Source organism: Novipirellula herctigrandis, from assembly GCA_007859835.1.
Lineage (GTDB): Bacteria > Planctomycetota > Planctomycetia > Pirellulales > Pirellulaceae > Novipirellula_A > Novipirellula_A herctigrandis.
Window position 1 is genome coordinate 3886000 of record SJPJ01000001.1, and the last position, 20073, is coordinate 3906072.

Genomic DNA, 20073 nt, shown 5'->3' on the forward strand with positions numbered 1-20073 from the left:
CGACGAAAAAATCGTCGCACCCAACAAAATCCAGCTACTAACGGATGCCTAGCATTACAACTGTTCCGTCTCCTGCTGGAGCGTTTTAACGCACTGGCACCAATGGGTCGCGATCCGCTCGATGTCATCGACTTGAGCTTCCGTTATGGCGTCGGGAGAATTCGCATTCTTTTCGATTTCCCATGCCACATTCACATCGTCCGCCGGCGCAACGTAGCGCAAGCAGGACTTGAGCGTATGAGCAGCGATACGCAGTGAATTTGCGTCGTTGGACTTGACCGCTTGTTTGATCTGGCCGACAAGCATCGGCACTTCTTGGAGGAACGCGTCACAAATGGCGATCAGCGTCGCCGGTTGGTTTCCAGCGGTTCGGCTAAATTGCTCTCGCCACGAGGGTCCGTTCATCTGAGTTTTCCACGTCTGTTAGCGGCATTGCATTAAGGTTTGAATGCATTGTGTGCCGTATTGAAGTTGCATGCAAGCGACTGCGGAAGTCGGACGAAAGGGCATCGTTAATCAAGGCGAATCCATGCTAGTCCAGCATTCGCCTGAAAAGGGCCGGACAATCGTGACAACTGTTACGATCGGGCATTTTTCCCAATCGTTAAGGGTTCGCTAGCCGGCGTTTTTTGACTGTTGCCAAAGGTGTCGTACCTTCAATGTAGAAAGAGTGAGTGGATCGGAGTCCGGTCCGCTGCCAGTAGCAAGGCGAGCATGTGTGTGCTCGGTGGAATTGCTGGTCAGTTTTGCTCCTTCGACAAAGGCAAACCGTTCGAGAGGACGGGACGCAAAGCTACGGGTCCGTGAGTGAACCGTGTGAGTTATGAGTAACGAGTTTACTTGTGATGAACAGGCCAAGCTTCAGGAAAGCCGGGCTGCCGAGGAAAATCTTGTGCGAAGAGCCAATGGTTCATCGAACGAGGTTGACCAAGGAGCGTTGGACAAACGTCGGAGACGAAGCTGCTATTCGTTGAGGTCGGTTCATGTTGGACCGATCTTTCCTACTTAGTCTATCGTCGTGGGTCTTTCACCTAGACGATCCGCATCTCACTCGCGAGGAGAGAGACATGAAGAATTTTGCTGAAGGTATTGTTAACTTCCTGAAGGAAGAAGATGGCCCAACTGCAGTTGAGTACGCCGTCATGCTTGCTTTGATCGTTGTTGTTTGCATTGGTGCTGTTGGCGCCATCGGAACCAACGCATCGACCAAGTTCCAAACCGTTGCTGACACCATCGGCGGTGGATCCTAATCGATCGCCGCTACTTCGGTAGTGGCCACTATTTTTGAATTCGCTGCAATCACCGGCACAGATCGCTTCGGCGGTCTGTGCCGGCTGCACGATTCTGTTCCGTTACGTGTCATCCGCATGTTGCAAATCAAACCATGAACTACCCGCTGATTCCAACCGACGCAGCCGCCTACGCCTGGCAACTTTCCTGCTGTTTGGTGACGTTGTTTTTCGCAATGTTCAGCTGGATGGTCGGACCGCGATAGAAAAAACGCGGCTGCCTAGAAACCCAAAACCATACAAAACACACATTGCCACCATCACTGCACACGAGCGGTGGCCACTCACTTAACCTACCGCTACGGGGATCGAACAAATGGAAACTTTACTTCAAGGGATGACTGAAAATTGGACCGTTTGGTTCGTAACAGCCGTGCTGATTGTTGCCGCAGTGATTGATGGCGCGATCCTGAAAGTCCCCAACTGGCTTACTTTTCCGTTCATTCTTTGTGGTTGGGTTCACTGGACAATGCAAGATGGCGTTAGCGGACTCGGATGGAGTCTGCTTGGAACCGTTGTCGGCATGATGTTGCTGTTGGTCCTTCGCAACGTTGGCGGCATGGGAGCTGGCGACGTGAAACTGCTCGCTGGTGTCGGTGCTTGGCTCGGGACCGTGGTAACTCTATGGGCTTTCGCAGCAACCGCCATCGTGGGGGGCGTGATGGCAGTGATCATGATTTTGGCAAGCGGACAATGGCACAAGCATTTTGCGATGGCTCACCAAATTCTGCACGAGTGGAAAACGGTTCGAAATCCTTCGAAACTTGCCACGATTGCTCGTGAGCGAAAGCCGACCATGACGCTACTGCCTTATGGAATTCCGATGGCCATTGGCTCGATCGCATACTTTGCAATTGCTGGCATGCTGCTCTAAGCGACTGCTAGCAATTCAGAACAAAGAAGGGAACTCTTGACGAGCTTCCTAGCAGAAAGCGGGGATGTAAAACGCACCCCCATTTTCGACGATGGTAAACGATAGCGACTGGGGGGATTTGAGTAACTACGTCATGTTCAACGATTGCGGTGTCCGTAGCTTGCCAATCATGCGGGTTGCAGCGATGCCTCTGCATACACCGAAAACCCCTATGAATCGGAACGGTCCGACAGTACCGAATCCGATACGGTTCACACGTTCTGCCGGGACAAACTGTTCCAAACAACCGGAACTTCGAAATAGCCATGCGAAATAAATCACTTATCTTGCTTCTCGCGATCGTTTGCGGGACCGTCGCAGCCATCGGCATTAGCCAATGGATGCAGGCTCGGAACACCGGTGGCGGTGCGACTGCGACAGCTGAAATCTTTGTCGCAGCGAAAGCGATCGATCTTGGCGAACAAGTCACTCCGGACAAAATCCGCTTAGAACCTTGGCCAGCAGACCGCATACCCGAAGGTTCCGTCGGTGACCTAAAACAGCTGGAAGGCAAATACGCAAAACAGAAATTTTACGCTGGCGAACCCGTTATGCCCGTCAAATTGATGGACACCAATGCCGCAACCATTCCGAAGGGATTCAGCGTTGTGTCGATGAAAGCAGATGCTGAGAACAGCATCTCAAACCTCATTCAACCGGGCGACCGCGTTAACGTGATGGCTTACTTTCAGAAGAGCGAATTGATTCCCCAAACGATGACCAAAACGGTCCTCAACGGCGTCCGCATTTTTGCGATGGACGGCAACACAGACCGCATCGCCGATCAAGAGGACCGCCCGAAAATGGCTCGGACGGTTCAGTTGTTGATTCACAGTGGTGACGTCGATGCTTGGACGTACGCAAACGAACTTGGCAAGATCCGACTCAGTCTTGGCAACCCCGGCGACTACGACGAAGCGGTCGAGCAAGAGGGCCCAAGTGAAGCGGGCAAAGAATTCATAAAGTGGTTGGCGGATTACCAAGCCGCGCAAGAGGCAAAACGGAAAGCGTTATTGCAACCGGCACCAACGGTTGTCAAGCAAACTCCGGTTTTGCCACCGAAGCCTAAGAAAGAAGGTTTCAAAATGCTGAAGATGGTCGAGGGCGAGATGATCGAATATTGGATCGTCGATAATGAGTTGCCTGTGATCCTGAATCGCACAGGAACGAAGGAACCCACCAACGAGGATCCGTCCAACGCGACCGATAGCCCCCAAATCACTCCTGTGTCGGGGACTCCCGCTGAGGAACCTGACTATAGTTATCTCAATGGCGAAAACAGTCCGTTCTTTCAACCACCAACCGAACGTGCTGTTCCGCCACACGGTTACTAGTCTAACCGACCCATTAACCTATTAAATTGCCCCTGTACTTGTTACCCGCAACGGCCTGATGGATGGGCGTGAAAGCACGGCTGCTTTTGCAAACATCGAAAAACCAATAGGCCGCGCAAGGATGCTTTCGCGATGGATACGAATCGACTAACAGCTAAGTCTGTTGCATCAATGATGCTTGTACTTGGCTTCGCCATCAATGGCCTCGGCACATCCGCTAAGGGTGAAGAACCAATTAGGTTAACGTCAACCGAATCAACCGCAAGCCACAGCATTTCTCAGTCGGTCGAGCGATTAGAAATGCTGGTCAAGAGTAGCCGCATCTTGACGCTCGAAGAACGCATTCCAAAATTCCAAGTTCACAATGAAGAAGTCATTGGAGCGACGCCGGTATCGCAAAATCAAATTCAGATTTTTGCCAAACTTCCCGGCTCGACTCAATTGAACCTTTGGGATACGAACAACAAACTCTACACCGTCGATGTCACTGTCACCGCGGATGCACGCGAGGCCGAAGGAATCCTGGCTTCTCAGCTGCCGTATGCATCCTTGAAGGTGATGCCGGTTAACACCAGTGCGATTATCTCTGGAACCGTCACCAGCGTTGATGATGTCGACCGTGCGGTAGCAATCGTCGAACAATTTTACCCCACCGTGGTCAACAACATCAAAGTGGTTGGGGTTCAACAAGTGTTGCTACACACCAAGATCATGGAAGTGTCGCGTACAAAACTTCGCGAACTTGGTGTCGACATTTCGGTACTCAGTAACGGAAACCTCTTTATCAATACACCGGGAGGCTTTGGGAATCTGTCTGCTTCCGGCGTTGCCACATCCCCGCCGTTTAACCTGACCGCAGGCGACACAGCGAATGTTCGCATCTTCACCGGTAATTTTGACGCCTTGATTCGTGCGCTCCGCCAAGACAACCTGTTGAAATTGCTCGCTGAGCCGACCGTTGTCGCGACCCATGGTCGTCCCGCACGGTTCATCGTCGGCGGGAAAGTCCCGTACATCGTGCCGACGGGAAATGGATCGATATCGGTGAACTATGAAGAATATGGTACGGCAGTCGACTTTTTGCCATTCGTAGTAGGCCCAGGTCGCATTCGTCTGGAAGTTCGTCCCGAAGTGAGCGAGGTCGACACGGCTCGATCCATCATTCAAGGCAGTACACAGGTGTATGCATTTACTCATCGCTATGTCGAAACTGCTGTCGAAATGCAAGCTGGCCAAACCTTCGCGATTGCCGGTTTACTTCAAAGTCGAACGGAGTCAAAACGTGTCGCAACTCCGTTCTTCGGTGAGCTTCCTTACATCGGAGCTCTGTTCCGACATATGGAAGAGAAACGCAACGACATTGAATTACTTGTGACGGTAACACCGGAAGTGGTGGCCGCCATGGATCCATTCGAGACACCTTGTGGTGGCCCCGGATTGAACTCGGCATCGCCAACCGACTGTGAATTGTTTGGGCGAGGGTTCATTGAAGTGCCCAACTTGAACGGCATGGATTGCGGCAGCCCCGAGCCAATGAACTATGGCCCTAGTCCCATGGATAAAAACTGCCAACCGCAAAATCCGAACGGCATGCCATTTGGTCCTCAAGCAATGGGCGGGCTCCAACACCAAGCAACGATGTACGACCAAGGCCCTGCGTTCAACCAAGGCGGAATGTACCCACCCGGTGCGATCGTACCGGGAACGGATCCCATGGTAGTGGGTGATGGCGTAACCGTGATGACACCTCAAAACTAAGCACCCATGTTGATGGCGTCATTGGCGTCGAAGATCGGTGATGAATTTGGCAAGACTGAAACCTTTTACAAAGATTCTACTTCGGTAGAAGATCCCTTATGAGTAACGTACTGAGAATCGCACTTGTCGACCCCAACGACGCAACCCGAGAGTCACTCAAGGGGATGCTTGTGGGACTCGACACGGTATGGCTCGAAGCGGACTGCTCTCGATATGAGTTCTATCCGGATATCATCGAACAAACTTCGCCCGATGTGGGGGTCGTTGCGCTCGACACGAATCCGGACAAAGCGATTGAATTGATCCAACGTTTGTCGGGGGCTTCACCCGACACGTCGCTTCTCGCCGTCAGCGAGAGCACCGATGGCCATCAAATCCTTCGCACCATTAGGGCTGGCGCCAAAGAATTCTTGACCCTGCCGCTAACCAGGGAAGAACTGGCCAGCACGTTAGATCGCATCAGCCAACAAAAGTACGGTACCAGCGAAGGAGGATCGCGACCGTGTGAAGTGATCGCAGTCGCCGGAGCCACCGGTGGTGTCGGCACGACAAGCACCGCGGTAAATCTCGGCTGCGTGTTGGCTGCGGAATCACAAAATAGCGTCGCATTGCTGGACCTCGACTTGGCCCTCGGCGATGCCGATGTGTTCCTCGATTCGATTCCCGACTACACCCTCGCCGATGTGGTTCAGAATGTTGCGAGATTGGACATTCAACTGCTAAAACGATCGCTGACCAAACACAACAGCGGCCTGTACTTGCTGCCTCGCCCGGTCGAACTGCATGACACCGAATCAATCAACGCCGAGAGCATTCGCAAAGTGATCGGTTTAATGAAGGCGTCATTCACGCACCTGATCATTGACCTCTCCAAAACGTACAGCCAAGTTGACTTGGCGGCGATGGACAATGCAACGCGAATTCTCTTGGTGACTCAATTGGATTTACCCTGCTTGCGCAATGTTGTCCGGTTGATGATGAGTTTTGAAGAACTTGACAACTTGCACGAAAGAGTTGAAATCGTTGTAAACCGTGCTGGTTTGGATTCGGGACAAATCAGCTTGAAGAAGGCAAAAGAGACGCTAGGGCGAGACGTGTTTGCACTATTGCCAAACGACTATCGCACAATGGTCGAAGTTCGCAACAACGGCGTTCCGCTAATTACGCAGGCTCCCAAAGCTGCGATCACGCATGCGATTCACGATTTGGCAAATAAGCTCGAAGACAGACACGAAGCCCACAGCGATCATGAGCAGGCGGAAACCAATACAGCGACAAGCAAATGGAAGAAATTTTGGCCAGGGATGGCCAAGGCAAAGCAGTAGCCAAGGACGCTGGCCGATGCATCGAACAGGTCGGACAGGTCGGACAGGTCGAACAGGTCGGACGGGTCGAACAGGTCGAACGGGTCTCCTAAACGAGTTTTCCATCCTGCAACTCGCGTCGTGATGACATTGCTGCAGCCAGTGAATCACTGTGCGTCACTGCGATGAGAATCACTCCAAAATCGGATTGTAGTGACAGCAGCAATTCGGTGACCGCGTCAGCCGTGCGGCGGTCAAGATTACCGGTCGGCTCATCCGCGAGTATTAGAGACGGCTGCATCAACAGGGCGCGAGCGATCGCAACACGCTCTCGTTCACCACCCGACAATTCGCCTGGCACATGCCCGATACGCGCAGCCAAACCAACCGATTCGAGCAATTGTTCGGCTCGACCAAACACTTCTGATCTCGGTTTGCCTTGAGCCAAGGCAGGAACAAGAACGTTTTCGATCACCGTCAACTGTGGCAACAAGTGGTGATCTTGGAAGACGAAACCGATATGCTCGTTGCGAAATACGGCCAATTCGTTTTCACTCAACGAAAACGGATCGCGACCGTCAATCATCACGCTGCCGCCGTCGGGATGATCGAGCGTACCGAGAATATGCAGTAAAGTGCTCTTTCCGCTGCCGCTCGGCCCCACAATCGCTAACGAATCACCTCCGGTGAGATCGAGCGAAACGTCCAGCAGAACTCTCAGAGGATCCGTCGCCGTGGGGAAAGACTTCGAGAGGTGATCCACTTTCAACGAGTGTGCCGCGTTCATTCACGCCATCCCTTGCGGATTAAAGTAGCTTGGTTCATTCCCGACCTTCCACTTGATATTACAGCCAATCGACGGAATTTGCTCTGCGCTTGGCGTTTGGCCAGCGAGCACCGCGTCGAGTGCCGCTCGCAAGTCGCTACCGGTCACTGGGGAATCGTTTCCCGGACGGCTACCGTCCAGTTGTCCTCGGTACGCAAGTTTTCGATCGCTATCAAACACGAAGAAATCGGGCGTACAGGCGGCATGATAAGCGATGGCCACGGATTGATCGGCATCCACAAGATAGGGAAATGCGTAACCGCGGAGCAATTTTTCTTGCTGCATCGCAGCGGGCGAATCATCGGGATAATTTTCGGCATCGTTGCTGCTGATCCCAACCACCTCCACCCCCTTCGAGATGTACTGGTCGCTAAGCGTTTTCAGTTGCTCGGCAACGTGTTTGACGTACGGGCAATGGTTGCACATAAACACCACCAACAGCGCCTTCGCATCCGAAAAATCCGACAGGGAAACGATGTGGCCATCGCAATCAGGAAGTCGAAAATCGGGTGCCAACGTCCCCAGCGGCAACATCGTGCTTGCAGTTCGTACCATGATTAAGTGTTCTAACGGTTAGAGTTTGGAACAGCGGAATGCCCGCGAAACGTTCTTTCACGAGACTATTTCAAACGGTCAAGCAACCTGCCTGGGCTTCCCATCGAATGGTAACCACCGTCAACGTGCAGGATTTCGCCAGTAATACCGCTACTCATCTCACTAAGCAGGAAAGCCCCTGTGCGGCCCACTTCATCATGGGTGACATTTTTCCCCAAAGGTGCCATTTGTTGGTACAGTTCTAACATTCCGTCGACCCCCGCAGCTCGGCCCGCGAGAGTTCGAATGGGGCCAGCGGACAAGGCGTTGACCCGAACGTCTTGCGGTCCGAGTTCGAAGGCCAGATAGCGGACGGCTGCCTCAAGCGCCGCTTTGCAGACTCCCATGACGTTGTAACCAGGCACACACTTTTCGCCACCGAAGAAGGTCATCGCAGCAACCGCGGCACCGGGATTTAGCAGCGGCCGAGCGGCATTTGTGCATGCCAGCAACGTGTAGACACTGATGTCCATCGCCAATTTGAAACCAGCGCGGCTCGTTTCGACCGTATCACGCGACAAATCATCGCGATCGGCGAACGCGATGGAATGGAGCAGAAAGTCGATTTTCCCGAATTCGGATGCAGTGTATTCAAAAACACTGCGGATATCTTCATCCTTCTGCGCATCCATCGGTATCAGAAATTTTGCATTCTCATACTTATCCGTTAATCGTGCGACACGTCGGCGACTGCGTTGACGATCGTCACCGGGCCGGTCTGGCAAATGCGTAAAACCGCATTCACCACCGGCCTCCATTATTTGTTTGGCGATTGCCCACGCGATCGAATGATCGTTGGCTACGCCGAGAATCAGACCTTTTTTGCCTGCAAATTGCATCGTTTCGTTTTCCTTAAAAGCTTGGCGTCCACCCTACCCGGTGAGGGATCGCAGGCTACAGGATAACGCCAAAGCACCCTGTTCGTCTATTTCCCTTAATTCAGCTGGTCAACCACCTTTCGAGACGTCCTTACCCTCAATCTTTGCCTGTTTTCAAATGGCATTCATTGGTGTGCGACCGTAACAGGTGTTACACTGTATATCTATTGTTTTTCAGGAGCTTCCTTCATGACACCTGCTGCTCAGCCACCCGAATCTTCTCGTGCTGACTCTGATGATCTGTCGCTAGAAATCCTCAAGACGCTCCAATCGAATTTTTCCCGAAGTGAATTTTTAATTTCCACCCTTCCTGGCGTCCTGCATTCCATCGGCAGCGAGACCGGGGGCTTGGTAAGTCAAAGATTGGGGAAATGGGATCGCGAATGCTGGATCGGGGAAAAAACGGCTTTCCCCGATGATTTGGTTAGCGAAGCGGTCGACCATGGCTCCCCCAAACGCAGTGAAGGGTGGTTCGCCGCTCCGCTCGATAGCCAGCTATTGCAGTCGGACAGCTCGACAATCACCTCGTCGTCATCCGCGTTGGTTTTCAAGCTGGATTCTCATTCGAGTAACCAAAAGTCCGCACAAGCAGCCAATCAAGTTCGTTCGGCCGTCGCATTGTTGGCAGCGGCGCTTGACCGCATTGACAGCCACGACCGAAGCGTGCGGCGAATCGAACAACTCACATCGGTTTTGCACGCGGCAGCCCAATGGCAACGAATCGCCGACGACGAGACGCTGCTTGAACGGATTGCTAGCACCGCAACTCAGCTATTGGGATGCGAACGGGCCAGTATCTTTCTTTGGGATCGTCGGCGAAAAAAACTGATTGGTCGGCCCGCACTGGGCGTCGAAGGGCGGCCACTGGAAGTCGACGATTCGGTCGGAGTCGTCGGTGAAGTACTCCGCAGTGGCGATTCCAAAATATGGAATGCCAGCAGCAGTGATGATGAGGGACGAGTCAATCGCACCGTCGACCAATCGCTTGATTTCCAAACTCGCTCACTGGTCGCCGTCCCAATGATCAGTCGGCGGGGCGACCAACAACGCGAAGAAACCATCGGTGTATTCGAAGCGATCAATCATCACGGCAAAGGTTTTGACCATTTGGACATGGCCGTTTTGTCTGACTTGGCCCTCCACGCCGCTGTCGCCATCGAAAGCCAACGAACGCGTCAATCGCTGACCGAATCACGAGATCGATTGGTCAACGACGCGGCGTCCGCCACACCGCTTTTGGGTGAACATCGATCCGTGGAACTCGTTCGCCAAAGTGCCAAGAAGGTGGCCTCGACCGATTTGACCGTTTTGATTTTAGGCAGCAATGGTACGGGTAAAGAAGTTCTCGCCCGACAGATCCATTACCAAAGCACTCGGCGTCATGGCCCATTCATCGCCGTGAACTGCGCCGCGTTGGTGGAATCGCTGCTCGAAAGCGAATTATTTGGCCACGAAAAAGGTTCGTTCACCGACGCCTCACAGACTCGTTCAGGCAAATTCGAACTCGCCAAAGGTGGAACGCTATTTCTTGATGAAGTCGGCGACCTAAGCGCCGGTGGGCAAGCGAAATTGCTGCGAGTCTTGGAAGACAAAGTCGTCGTCCGCGTCGGAGGATCACACACGATTCCCGTGGACGTTCGCGTGATCGCAGCGACCAATCAGCCGCTCGAAACTCGTATCAGAGAAAAGCGATTTCGTGAAGATTTGTACTTCCGTTTAAATGTGGTGTCGTTGACACTGCCGCCACTTTCGAATCGTGGAGAAGACGTTCTTCTATTGGCCGAGCATTTTTTGATCCACTTTTCTCACCAAATCGGGCGACCGGTGCCGGAACTGCACCCGTCAGCTCGCCAAGCACTGATGGCCCATCCGTGGCCAGGCAACATTCGCGAACTTCGTAATACGATCGAACGCGTCAGCTACTTGACGACGGAAAACATTATTACGGCCGCGGATTTGATGCTCAATCGATCACCCGAAAGCCGAATCAGTGAAGCGAACGACGCGGCATTCTTAAACGACCTCCCTCCAACGCTATGTGATGCAACGCGAGTGTTCCAGGTGCTGCAGATTAACCGGGCGATCGAATCGTGTAGTGGCAACATGACCGAAGCCGCGAGCCGACTTGGACTGCATCGATCGAATCTGTATCGCAAAATGCGTCAACTGGGAATGCCCACTTCAGGCGAAGAAAACGCCACCACACGCCGATCCGCCAGCTCGGACTAACGTGTCACTCGCTCCGAGTGATGCTTTATCCCAACCCTGGTGACGTGACGGCGTTGGACTTCGCCTTCGCTGAAACACAAACAGCCCAACGCCCAAATCGTCTTCGGACAGGACAACCACACTGGTTGCGGCCAACGACTCCCCCCTCTTCATCCACGCTCCGAATACCACCGCCACGCTGCGAATACCACCGCCACGTTGAATAACACACAGATCGCGAACTTTATGCGATAGGAAAGCTTCTGTGTTTTGTGGCGAAGCATTCGACCGGCGATCCATCCGCCTGGCCAACCACCGACGGCGGACCACGCCAACAACGTTCGCTCGGGCACCCTACGAACCTCTTTCTTGGCCGCGTTTTTGTCAAACGCATACAAAACCGCCGTGATCGCACTAGCAAGGCCTGTCCAAATCGCGAAAACGATTGCTATGTTGACTGCTGTCATCAATAAGATCCTTTTTCGACTTTTCCCTTTTCCGACTTTCCCATTCGAGCCAGTTCATGTCGCCACGTTCTCGTTCAGCTAGTTTCGGTGGCGGAATTAGGGTACTGCAAGATTGTATCTCACCAGAAGACTACTTTGCCGTGCTCGCCCATTGGCTCAGCCTCGAAGGGGAAGCCGAACGTGCTCGCTTAGCGCTGCGCCGCCAAATTCGTTCGCAACGTGATGTCGAAAAATCTGGCGAAACGATCGTCTCGCTGCGAATGGCTGACCATCAAACGGGTCTAGCGGGCCGTTTGCTACTTGATTTTGTCAAACCAAGTCACGAACCGCTGCCCATGAATCGGCTAAAGGTTGGTTCGCCCGTGGTCGTGTCCGATTGGGGTGACCCGTCCGATGAAGGCGTGCCCGGCGTGGTCAGTCGACGGAAACACAACACTATCCAAGTCGCTACCGAGCAGTGGCCGAGTGGTTCGTTGTTCCGTATCGATCTTTCACCCGACGAAACAACTCGTCGTCGCCAATTGGCTGCGATGAAAAAAGCCGAATCGTCCAAAAAACGAACCGGTCGTCTTCGCGACGCACTTCTTGGTTTCCGACCGCTACGTTTTCGCGAACCTACGAAAGTCGATTTTTTTACTGCCCTCAACCCGCCGCAACAGGACGCGGTTCGGTTTGCCTTGTCGGCCCAAGACGCCGCCGTCTTGCACGGCCCACCCGGAACAGGCAAGACGACGACCATTGCCGAGGTGATCTACCAAGCCGTCGCCGCTGGGGATCGCGTGCTAGCTTGCGCCCCGAGCAACACCGCCGTCGACAACCTTCTCGAGCGACTCGTCGCGATCATGCCCAACGTTGTGCGAGTTGGCCATCCGGCGAGAGTCTTCGAATCATTACGAGGCCACACGCTTGATGAATTGGTGGATGCGGATCCGTCAACCGGAGTGATCCGCGACATGCGGCGAGAACTCGAACAACTAATGCGCGAAGCGTCCAAGAAACCTCGTGGCCGTGATGACTATCGACGAAAACGAGAGGTCTATTCCGAAGCGGGGAAATTGAGAGGCCAAATTCGTTCGCTCGAACGGTCCATCATTCAAAGCGTGCTTGATTCCGCGGACGTGGTTTGCACAACCACCACGATCGACGACGATTTGCTTGGGGACCGTAACTTTGATTTGGTCGTTGTCGACGAAGCCTGCCAATGCACTCAGCCAAGCGTTTGGCAAGCAGTCTTGCGAGCCGATCGAATCATCTTTGCCGGCGACCATTGCCAATTGCCACCAACGGTGCTCAGCGACGAAGCAGCCAAAGCCGGCATGCGCGACTCGCTCATGCAGCATTTGATCCAACGTGAAGGCGAATCGATCTTTCGGCGACTCACCGTTCAATACCGGATGAACGAAGCGATCATGGACTTTTCATCCGACACGTTTTATGACGGCAGCTTGGTGGCGGACGCGTCGGTCAAGTCGCATCGTCTTTGTGACTTGCCAAATGTGGTGAGATGTGACAGCACGAGCGAGCCGATCGAGTATATCGATACGGCCGGAGCCGAATTCGATGAGCAGCTAGAGCCCGATGGTGCGAGCAAGTTGAATCCAAAGGAAGCGAATTTCATCGTCAAAATCGTCCGCGAACTGATGGACGTGGGAGTCGAGCCTGATCAAATCGCTATCATCGCACCCTACGCCGCGCAGGTCCGATTACTACGATCACGTCTCGAATTCCCCGATCTTGAAATTGATACAGTCGACGGTTTTCAAGGACGAGAAAAAGAAGTGGTGCTACTGACGATGGTCCGCAGTAACGAAATCGGCGAGATTGGTTTCTTGGCCGACACGCGGCGAACCAACGTAGCAATGACCCGAGCACGCCGGAAATTGGTGATGATTGGCGACAGTGCAACATTGGCAACGAACGACTTTTACGCGTCCATGCTGAAGTACTTCGAAGACCACCAAGCCTACAAATCGGTATGGCAATTTGGTGACGTCTAAGCAAAAGTGAGTGCCCAACCTTTCGTCGTGCAAGGCGCCAGACTCACCACCTACAAAAATCTTTCACTTCGTTAGAATGACCTTTTTCAAGTCCGCGTCGTTCGAGGCCTTCCCATTTCGAGTTCGAATCACCCCAAACCGAGCAGCCCCGCGTTATCGCCCGCTCCCGCTCCCACGTCCCAATCGACTTCGCCAAACGAGCCACCAACGGTGCCGTCAAAGACGCCGTCCGGCGAGCTACTGACCGAAAAAAAGTCGATCGATGATGCGATGCGTGTCGATCGGTTTCGGCTGCGCCGTTTGAAAAAGCACCGTCCAAACGCGGAATTCGAAAAACAGTTGGCGGAGTCGATCCAGCGGCACCAATCGCGTAAAGCGATGAGCGTGAGGATTGAATATCCCCTCGAACTGCCTATCAGTGCTCATCGCGACTCGATCCTGGATCTGGTTCGCAACCACCAAGTCATTATCGTTTGTGGTGAAACCGGCAGCGGCAAGAGTACACAATTGCCGAAGATGCTTCTCGATGCCGGACTAGGTCGCTCTGGGATGATCGGGCACACTCAACCACGACGCCTTGCCGCGCGCAGTATCGCGACTCGATTAGGCGAAGAACTCGGCTGTGCCGTTGGCGGAGCAGTTGGTTTTCAAATTCGTTTTGGCGATCAAACCGGCCCCGATACACTCGTCAAACTGATGACCGACGGCATTTTACTCGCTGAAACGCAATCGGATCGTTTTCTCGATGCCTATGACGCCATCATCATTGATGAGGCCCATGAGCGATCATTGAATATCGATTTCCTGTTGGGCTACTTGCGACGATTGCAAACTAAACGTCCTGACCTAAAAATCATCATCACCTCGGCGACGATCGACGCCGAACGATTTGCCGAGCACTTTGGCAGCGAAACGTCCCCCGCACCGATCGTGAACGTTGAAGGTCGTGGGTATCCGGTCGAGATGCGGTATTTGCCGTGGGAAGAGATTACCGAAGACGAAACCCGGAGCTATGATCTCGCCGAGCACGTGATCGCAGGAATCGAATCGCTCGCACGAAGCCATGCAGGTGACACGCTGGTCTTCTTACCGACCGAACGCGACATTCGCGAGGTGGCTCACCGAGTCGCCGGCCATTACAAACGTTTGGGAATGAGCGGGCGAGTCGACTTACTGCCACTGTATGCCCGTTTGCCGACCAAAGAACAACAACGCATTTTCCATCCCGATGCGGGCAAACGACGAATTATCTTCGCCACCAATGTGGCCGAAAGTTCATTGACCGTTCCCGGAATTCACTCGGTCATCGATTCGGGGACCGCGCGGATTAGTCGGTACAGTCCGCGGAGCAAGGTGCAACGGTTGCCAATCGAGTCGATTAGTCGCGCCAGTGCCGATCAACGCGCTGGCCGATGTGGTCGAATCGGTCCCGGTATTTGTGTCCGACTCTATGCTGCGGATGATTACGATTCCCGGGACGCGTTTACGACTCCCGAAATTCGTCGCACCAATTTGGCATCGGTGATTTTGAAAACCAAGACGCTGAATTTGGGCCGGATCGAACAATTTCCTCTACTCGATCCGCCACGCCCAGAAGCGATTCGCGAAGGTTTGCGAACCTTGACCGAATTGAGTGCTATCGACGATCGACATGAGCTAACGGAGCTTGGGAAAACGCTCGGCCGATTACCGGTCGATCCGCGAGTGGGACGCATGATCTTGGCTGCGGACCAATTCGGCGTGTTGGCCGAAGTGCTTCCGATCGCCGCAGCACTAGAAATCCAAGACCCGCGTGATCGGCCACAAGAAAAACAACAAGCCGCCGATGAAGCTCACGCCGCTTTCAAGGATCTGCAAAGTGATTTCCTATCCTACTTGAAACTGTGGCGATATTACGACCAAGCTCGCTCGGATCATTCGCGCAGCAAACTAACCCGCGTTTTGCGCCAACAGTTCCTATCGCCCAACCGGATGCGAGAGTGGTCCGACGTTTACCGCCAACTCAAAGAGATGGCCGCGACATCGCTCCGCAGCCGAAAAGGAAAACGCACAAAAATCGGTGCGATTCGCTATGCCGATGACCCGTCGTTAGTCGTCGAAGAAAACATTGGCGACCTAGTCCATCAAGCGTTGCTATCGGGACTTCTTTCCAGCGTGGCGATGCTGAAGGACAAGAACGAGTACACCGGCGCGGGCGGATTAAGTCTCTATCTATGGCCGGGCAGTGGCGTCATCGCCAGTAAACCCAAGTGGATCGTGGCGGCGGAATTTGTCGAAACCGCCAAACAGTATGCTCGCACCGTCGCCAGGATTCAGCCGGAATGGATCGAGAAAATCGGTAGCCATCTGGTTAAAAAATCTCACAGTGACCCTCATTGGAGTGCAAAAACCAGTGGCGCGTTTTGTTACCAGCGGGTATCACTGTTCGGATTGCCCGTCGTGGTCGGTCGCCGTGTTCCGCTCACACCGATTGATCCAACAACCGCTCGCGATTTACTGATTGAGCACGGCTTGGTCGAGCAACAACTGCGAACGACCGCTCGATTGGTTCGACACAATCGCAACCTACAACAATCGATCGAGTCACTAGCGGCTAAAACACGCCGACGTGACTTAGTGGTCGATCCGTATTCGATCGAGCGATTCTACCAATCAAATTTGCCTCAACATGTTTGTGATCGGGCAAGTCTGGAAAAATACGATCGTGAAACCAAAGTCCCTGCGTGGTCAAAGAAGCTCCGCGATGCTGCGGACGTTTCGACATGGCTTCAATCTCCACCACCGATCGAACCGCAACAACAAAGCGACGTTCCGACCTGCTACATGCGTCCTGAGGATTTGATTGAAGCAACCAGTGAAGCGATCACCAAGGAAGATTTCCCCGATGAATTGGAAGTGGGTCGTTCTCGATTGCCGCTTGATTATCGCTTTGAACCAGGATCCGAGCACGATGGAATCGAGTTGAAGATCCACCAAGCGGCGTTGCCTCAAATCAGTGACGAGCGGCTTGGATGGCTCGTTCCGGGACTCCTTGAAACGAAACTCATCGCGATGATCAAATCGCTGCCAAAACGAATTCGGCGAAACCTCGTACCGGCCGCAGACGTGGCTGGGGCGGTTAGCCGCGAACTAGGTCATCTCTATGGCCAAGTACCGTTCATGCAAGCCGTGTGCGAGGCCCTGTCCCGTCACGCTGAAATGCCGATCACACGAAGCGATTTCCAATCCGAAAAACTCGGCGACCATCTGCAATTCTTGATCACCGTGGTCGATGATAGTGGCAAACCCGTCGCGAGCGGACGCGAAGTCCAACCGCTAAAAGAAAAACTTGGGCAAGCCGCCATACCGATGGATCAAGTGGAGCCCGAACCGATCGACGAGTCATGGTCGCGAGAATCGATGGTGACGTTTGATATCGATCAATTGCCTAAGGAAGTCATTCGCAATCGTGGCGGAGTGAAAGTGGCTCAGTACCCTGCAATTGTCGATCTCGGCAATGTTGCGGCGACGCGTTTAATGGCCGATCAAGTTTCCGCCGCAGCCGCCAACGAACAAGGAATGATGCGGCTATTCGCCATTGCGGAGAAAAAGGAACTGCGAAGCCAAGTTCGGTGGTTGCCGTCGTTGGAGCAGGCAAAAATCAAGCTCAGCCCAATCGTTTCCGCCAGTACGATCGAAACTCAGTTGGTGGACCTGCTGGCTCGGATCGCGTTCATCGAGAATCAACCGAGTGTTCGAACGAAAGCCGAGTTCGAGAAGCGACGAAGCGAACGAGCACGCCGGATCGCCGAAGCGGCCGTGGGCGTCGCCCAAGTTCTACCCGCGATGGCCGACGCTTACTTTTCGGCGCGTCGTGAAATCGAGTCGATGAAAGGCAACCGTTTCGGAGGAATCCTCAGCGATGTGGCCGAACAGATCAAATGGCTCACCATCGATGGATTTCTGTCGCGAACGCCATGGACGTGGCTGCGGCATTATCCACGTTACTTCTCGGCAATCGCCTACCGACTCGATAAAGTACGAAGCGGTGCCGCGGCCCGTGATCGCGAAGGAAGCGAAACGATACAGTCGCTTTCCAAACAATGGCTCGCTTCGCTCCCTGAAAACGAGCAACAGGCAGATATGCAAATGACGTCCGAAGTACGTTGGATGCTCGAAGAACTACGTGTCAGCATATTCGCACAACCGCTCGGCACGTCCATTAAAGTATCCCCCCAGCGATGTGAAAAGAGGATCACAGCGGACGCGAAACGCTAGGCCTACCTCAATCTCGCTGCGTTGGATGCTAGCACTGTGGGTAGTGCATTAGGGGAACAACATCACTATATGCAAAAGTTTCTTGACATTGGTTCTTGTCACGTCACAACGATGATGCGAAACCATGTTCAATCCCGCACCTCCAACGTGCGTATTGAGGAACGAGTGCCGATGTCATTTTCCGAAACCACCACGTCGCCCATCCATCGCTATATCGACGGCCAACCTTATCGCCATCCCTCGCCGAGGTTTATTGACCGTGATCGAGTTATCGACCATTTAGCTACGTCGATCGCGGTGGTGGACCTCGATTTACTTGACCCCTCGCCATCAAGTTTCGTACGATCGATCCATCGAGAGCTTAAGATTCGCGGATATACTCGTAGCACGATTCGCAATTATCTCAGTGCAATCAAATCCTTATTGCGATGGTTCGGCGGCAGACCAGGCGATATGGACCGCGAGTATGTTCGTGATTATTTGGAATACCTTGTCGATGGCGAACACAGCATGTCGGATGTCGCTGTTCAGTTGACAGCGATCCGAACTATTTTCGACAAATTCTGTTTTCGAGACATCACCCTTGGACTTGCGACACCGCGAAAACCGAAGCAGCGAGTCGTGGTGCTGAGCCGGGACGAGATCCGCAGATTGCTCGAAGCTGCGCCTTCGATGCGAGATACCCTGCTAATCGGACTGATGTACGCTACAGGCATGCGTGTGAGTGAAGTGGTGAAGGTCCGTTGGCAGGACATCGATTTTGATCGTAACCAAATTTTCATCCGTCAAGGAAAAGGCCGAGCGGATCGTCATGTGCGATTGCCGCAGTGCTATCGAAAACTGCTTGGTGAACTGGGAAACGATCGTCAGGGTGACGAATTTCTATTCCCCAGTGAATCGCTGAGCGACCGGCGTAGCGGCCGACACCTCAGCCCGCGAACGGTCCAGCGCGTAATGAAGAATGCTTGTGAAGTCGCAGGGATTAAAAAGAAGGCGACGCCTCATTCCTTGCGACATGCGTTCGCAACCCACTCTTTCGAAGACGGTTGCGATATACGCCGCATCCAAACCGTACTGGGCCATGTTCGCTTGGAAACGACCACGATCTATGTCAAAGTTGCAAAAGGTCGCACGGAAATGCCCAGTCCGCTGGACCGGCTGCCGACATCGGCCAACCAAGACATGGTCGATCGAGACGCCCAACAAAAAATCATTGGCGACCCGAAAACCGTACATCCAGTAGGTTCGTTACGCATTCACACGCGGCCGGCCCCAGATGAAAGGTCAGCTGACATTCAGGTCACGCTTGAGATCAATAACCCCAGTGGTCGCCAGTTTCTAACCGGCATCCGCTGCCGAGTCGCACGTCCAGGATTCTTAACCATCGAGTTGCCGCCACTCGAATCATGGCAACCCATCCTGAAAAAGCTGCCCGCACAGCAAGCAGCCCGGATTCGTGACCCGGTATTTTACGAGACGTTGCAATACCACCTCACTCAAAAGGTGCTCAGCGATTCACCCGATTAGTTCGCTACAACCCGAAGTGAGTTTCTTACCAGTGCAAGAACTTGGCCGGTTTGGCCCAGGAATGCGTCATTGCGCCGCAACGGTTCTAGAACGGCAAATCAGATTATCCAGTAAGATTAATAGGTAGAATTATCGCAAAAACAGTTGAGCGAAGCATCGAGATCCAATACCATCAAGCGATTAACAAACTTCGACAGCCCCCCAATCTAACAGGGGTTGTCGTCCAAAAACATGTTATGCGGCTTGAGAACTCTTTGTTGGACGGGTGCCACGTCGGGTGAACGCGTGCTGGAATTTGGTGAGCGGGGCGGTTGCTGGGATGCTGTGTCGAGGCTTACTCACGTTTGATGCTATTTGGTTTTGGATCGGTTTTGCTGCGATCGTCAAGTCGATGTTGCGCGTCTCGTCGGTTCCGGTTTCGAGCGTGTCGACTTGGCGGTAGTCCACCGGCGTCGCGGTTACGGCCGCTGCAGTATTGGCTTGGCGTTGGAGCGTCGAGTTGGCATTTTGACGTTGCCGCATAACATGGTTTTGCCGCAAGGGCCCTTCGGGCACGCCTACGTTGGTAATTCACGGGCGGCGGCGTATCATTAGCTGCTCGTAATTCAACGTCGCTCGCTTCGGTCATCACCGGCGTCGGCAAAACCTTCCGTTAGGCGACCTAGTCCAACTCCAGTGAAGACGTTCTCAACTTCCCGCTGCCACGAACGCAATCACCCGG

15 protein-coding genes and 1 riboswitch are annotated in these 20073 nt (G+C 53.5%); of the genes, 9 read left to right on the top strand and 6 right to left on the bottom strand.

What is annotated here, in order from left to right; genetic code table 11:
• Positions 1-54: 54 nt before the first annotated feature.
• Positions 55-405 (bottom strand): Hpt domain-containing protein, encoded by a 351-nt coding sequence (locus CA13_RS14180; protein ID WP_146397666.1) that lies wholly within the window; start codon positions 403-405, stop codon positions 55-57.
• Positions 406-752: 347 nt separating this feature from the next.
• Positions 753-883, top strand: a riboswitch (cyclic di-GMP riboswitch).
• 184 nt (positions 884-1067) lie between these two features.
• On the opposite strand from CA13_RS14180, the gene CA13_RS14185 reads away from it, so the two are divergent.
• The 5 genes from CA13_RS14185 to CA13_RS14205 all read left to right on the top strand — a co-directional run bounded on the left by CA13_RS14185 (position 1068) and on the right by CA13_RS14205 (position 6619).
• The gene (locus CA13_RS14185) at positions 1068-1250 is read left to right on the top strand and encodes a Flp family type IVb pilin (protein ID WP_146397668.1); all 183 of its coding nucleotides are present in this window, start codon (positions 1068-1070) and stop codon (positions 1248-1250) included.
• A gap of 355 nt (positions 1251-1605) precedes the next feature.
• Positions 1606-2163, top strand: a complete 558-nt coding sequence (locus tag CA13_RS14190; protein WP_146397669.1) for an A24 family peptidase — start codon at positions 1606-1608, stop codon at positions 2161-2163.
• Between the two features lie 305 nt (positions 2164-2468).
• A complete protein-coding gene (cpaB, locus tag CA13_RS14195; protein ID WP_146397671.1) occupies positions 2469-3536 on the top strand; it encodes a Flp pilus assembly protein CpaB in 1068 nt (355 codons plus the stop codon).
• Between the two features lie 132 nt (positions 3537-3668).
• The gene (locus CA13_RS14200) at positions 3669-5294 is read left to right on the top strand and encodes a type II and III secretion system protein family protein (RefSeq protein WP_146397673.1); all 1626 of its coding nucleotides are present in this window, start codon (positions 3669-3671) and stop codon (positions 5292-5294) included.
• Between the two features lie 98 nt (positions 5295-5392).
• Positions 5393-6619, top strand: coding sequence for a nucleotide-binding protein (locus tag CA13_RS14205; protein WP_146397675.1), 1227 nt, complete (start codon positions 5393-5395; stop codon positions 6617-6619).
• A gap of 88 nt (positions 6620-6707) precedes the next feature.
• Here CA13_RS14205 and CA13_RS14210 read toward each other — a convergent pair whose 3' ends face one another.
• The 3 genes from CA13_RS14210 to CA13_RS14220 form a co-directional block, all read right to left on the bottom strand.
• Positions 6708-7385 carry an ABC transporter ATP-binding protein gene (locus tag CA13_RS14210; protein ID WP_146397677.1) on the bottom strand — a complete coding sequence of 226 codons (678 nt, stop codon included), beginning with the start codon at positions 7383-7385 and terminating at the stop codon, positions 6708-6710.
• Positions 7386-7979 carry a thioredoxin family protein gene (locus tag CA13_RS14215; RefSeq protein WP_146397679.1) on the bottom strand — a complete coding sequence of 198 codons (594 nt, stop codon included), beginning with the start codon at positions 7977-7979 and terminating at the stop codon, positions 7386-7388.
• Between the two features lie 65 nt (positions 7980-8044).
• Positions 8045-8857 carry an enoyl-ACP reductase FabI gene (locus CA13_RS14220; protein WP_146397681.1) on the bottom strand — a complete coding sequence of 271 codons (813 nt, stop codon included), beginning with the start codon at positions 8855-8857 and terminating at the stop codon, positions 8045-8047.
• Between the two features lie 228 nt (positions 8858-9085).
• On the opposite strand from CA13_RS14220, the gene CA13_RS14225 reads away from it, so the two are divergent.
• Complete coding sequence (locus CA13_RS14225) at positions 9086-11125, top strand: sigma-54-dependent Fis family transcriptional regulator (protein ID WP_146397683.1); 2040 nt, start codon at positions 9086-9088, stop codon at positions 11123-11125.
• A 149-nt stretch (positions 11126-11274) separates the two neighbouring features.
• Here the strand turns inward: CA13_RS14225 and CA13_RS14230 are convergent, their stop codons facing one another.
• Positions 11275-11571 carry a DUF1294 domain-containing protein gene (locus CA13_RS14230; RefSeq protein WP_146397685.1) on the bottom strand — a complete coding sequence of 99 codons (297 nt, stop codon included), beginning with the start codon at positions 11569-11571 and terminating at the stop codon, positions 11275-11277.
• 56 nt (positions 11572-11627) lie between these two features.
• Here CA13_RS14230 and CA13_RS14235 point away from each other — a divergent pair, with 56 nt between their 5' ends.
• The 3 genes from CA13_RS14235 (at position 11628) to CA13_RS14245 (ending at position 19352) form a co-directional block, all read left to right on the top strand.
• Positions 11628-13568 (top strand): AAA domain-containing protein, encoded by a 1941-nt coding sequence (locus CA13_RS14235; protein ID WP_146397687.1) that lies wholly within the window; start codon positions 11628-11630, stop codon positions 13566-13568.
• Between the two features lie 270 nt (positions 13569-13838).
• A complete protein-coding gene (gene hrpA, locus CA13_RS14240) occupies positions 13839-17825 on the top strand; it encodes an ATP-dependent RNA helicase HrpA (RefSeq protein ID WP_146403657.1) in 3987 nt (1328 codons plus the stop codon).
• A 171-nt stretch (positions 17826-17996) separates the two neighbouring features.
• Positions 17997-19352, top strand: a complete 1356-nt coding sequence (locus CA13_RS14245; protein ID WP_419194348.1) for a tyrosine-type recombinase/integrase — start codon at positions 17997-17999, stop codon at positions 19350-19352.
• A 234-nt stretch (positions 19353-19586) separates the two neighbouring features.
• Here the strand turns inward: CA13_RS14245 and CA13_RS14250 are convergent, their stop codons facing one another.
• The gene (locus CA13_RS14250) at positions 19587-19874 is read right to left on the bottom strand and encodes a hypothetical protein (RefSeq protein ID WP_146397691.1); all 288 of its coding nucleotides are present in this window, start codon (positions 19872-19874) and stop codon (positions 19587-19589) included.
• Positions 19875-20073: the final 199 nt, after the last annotated feature.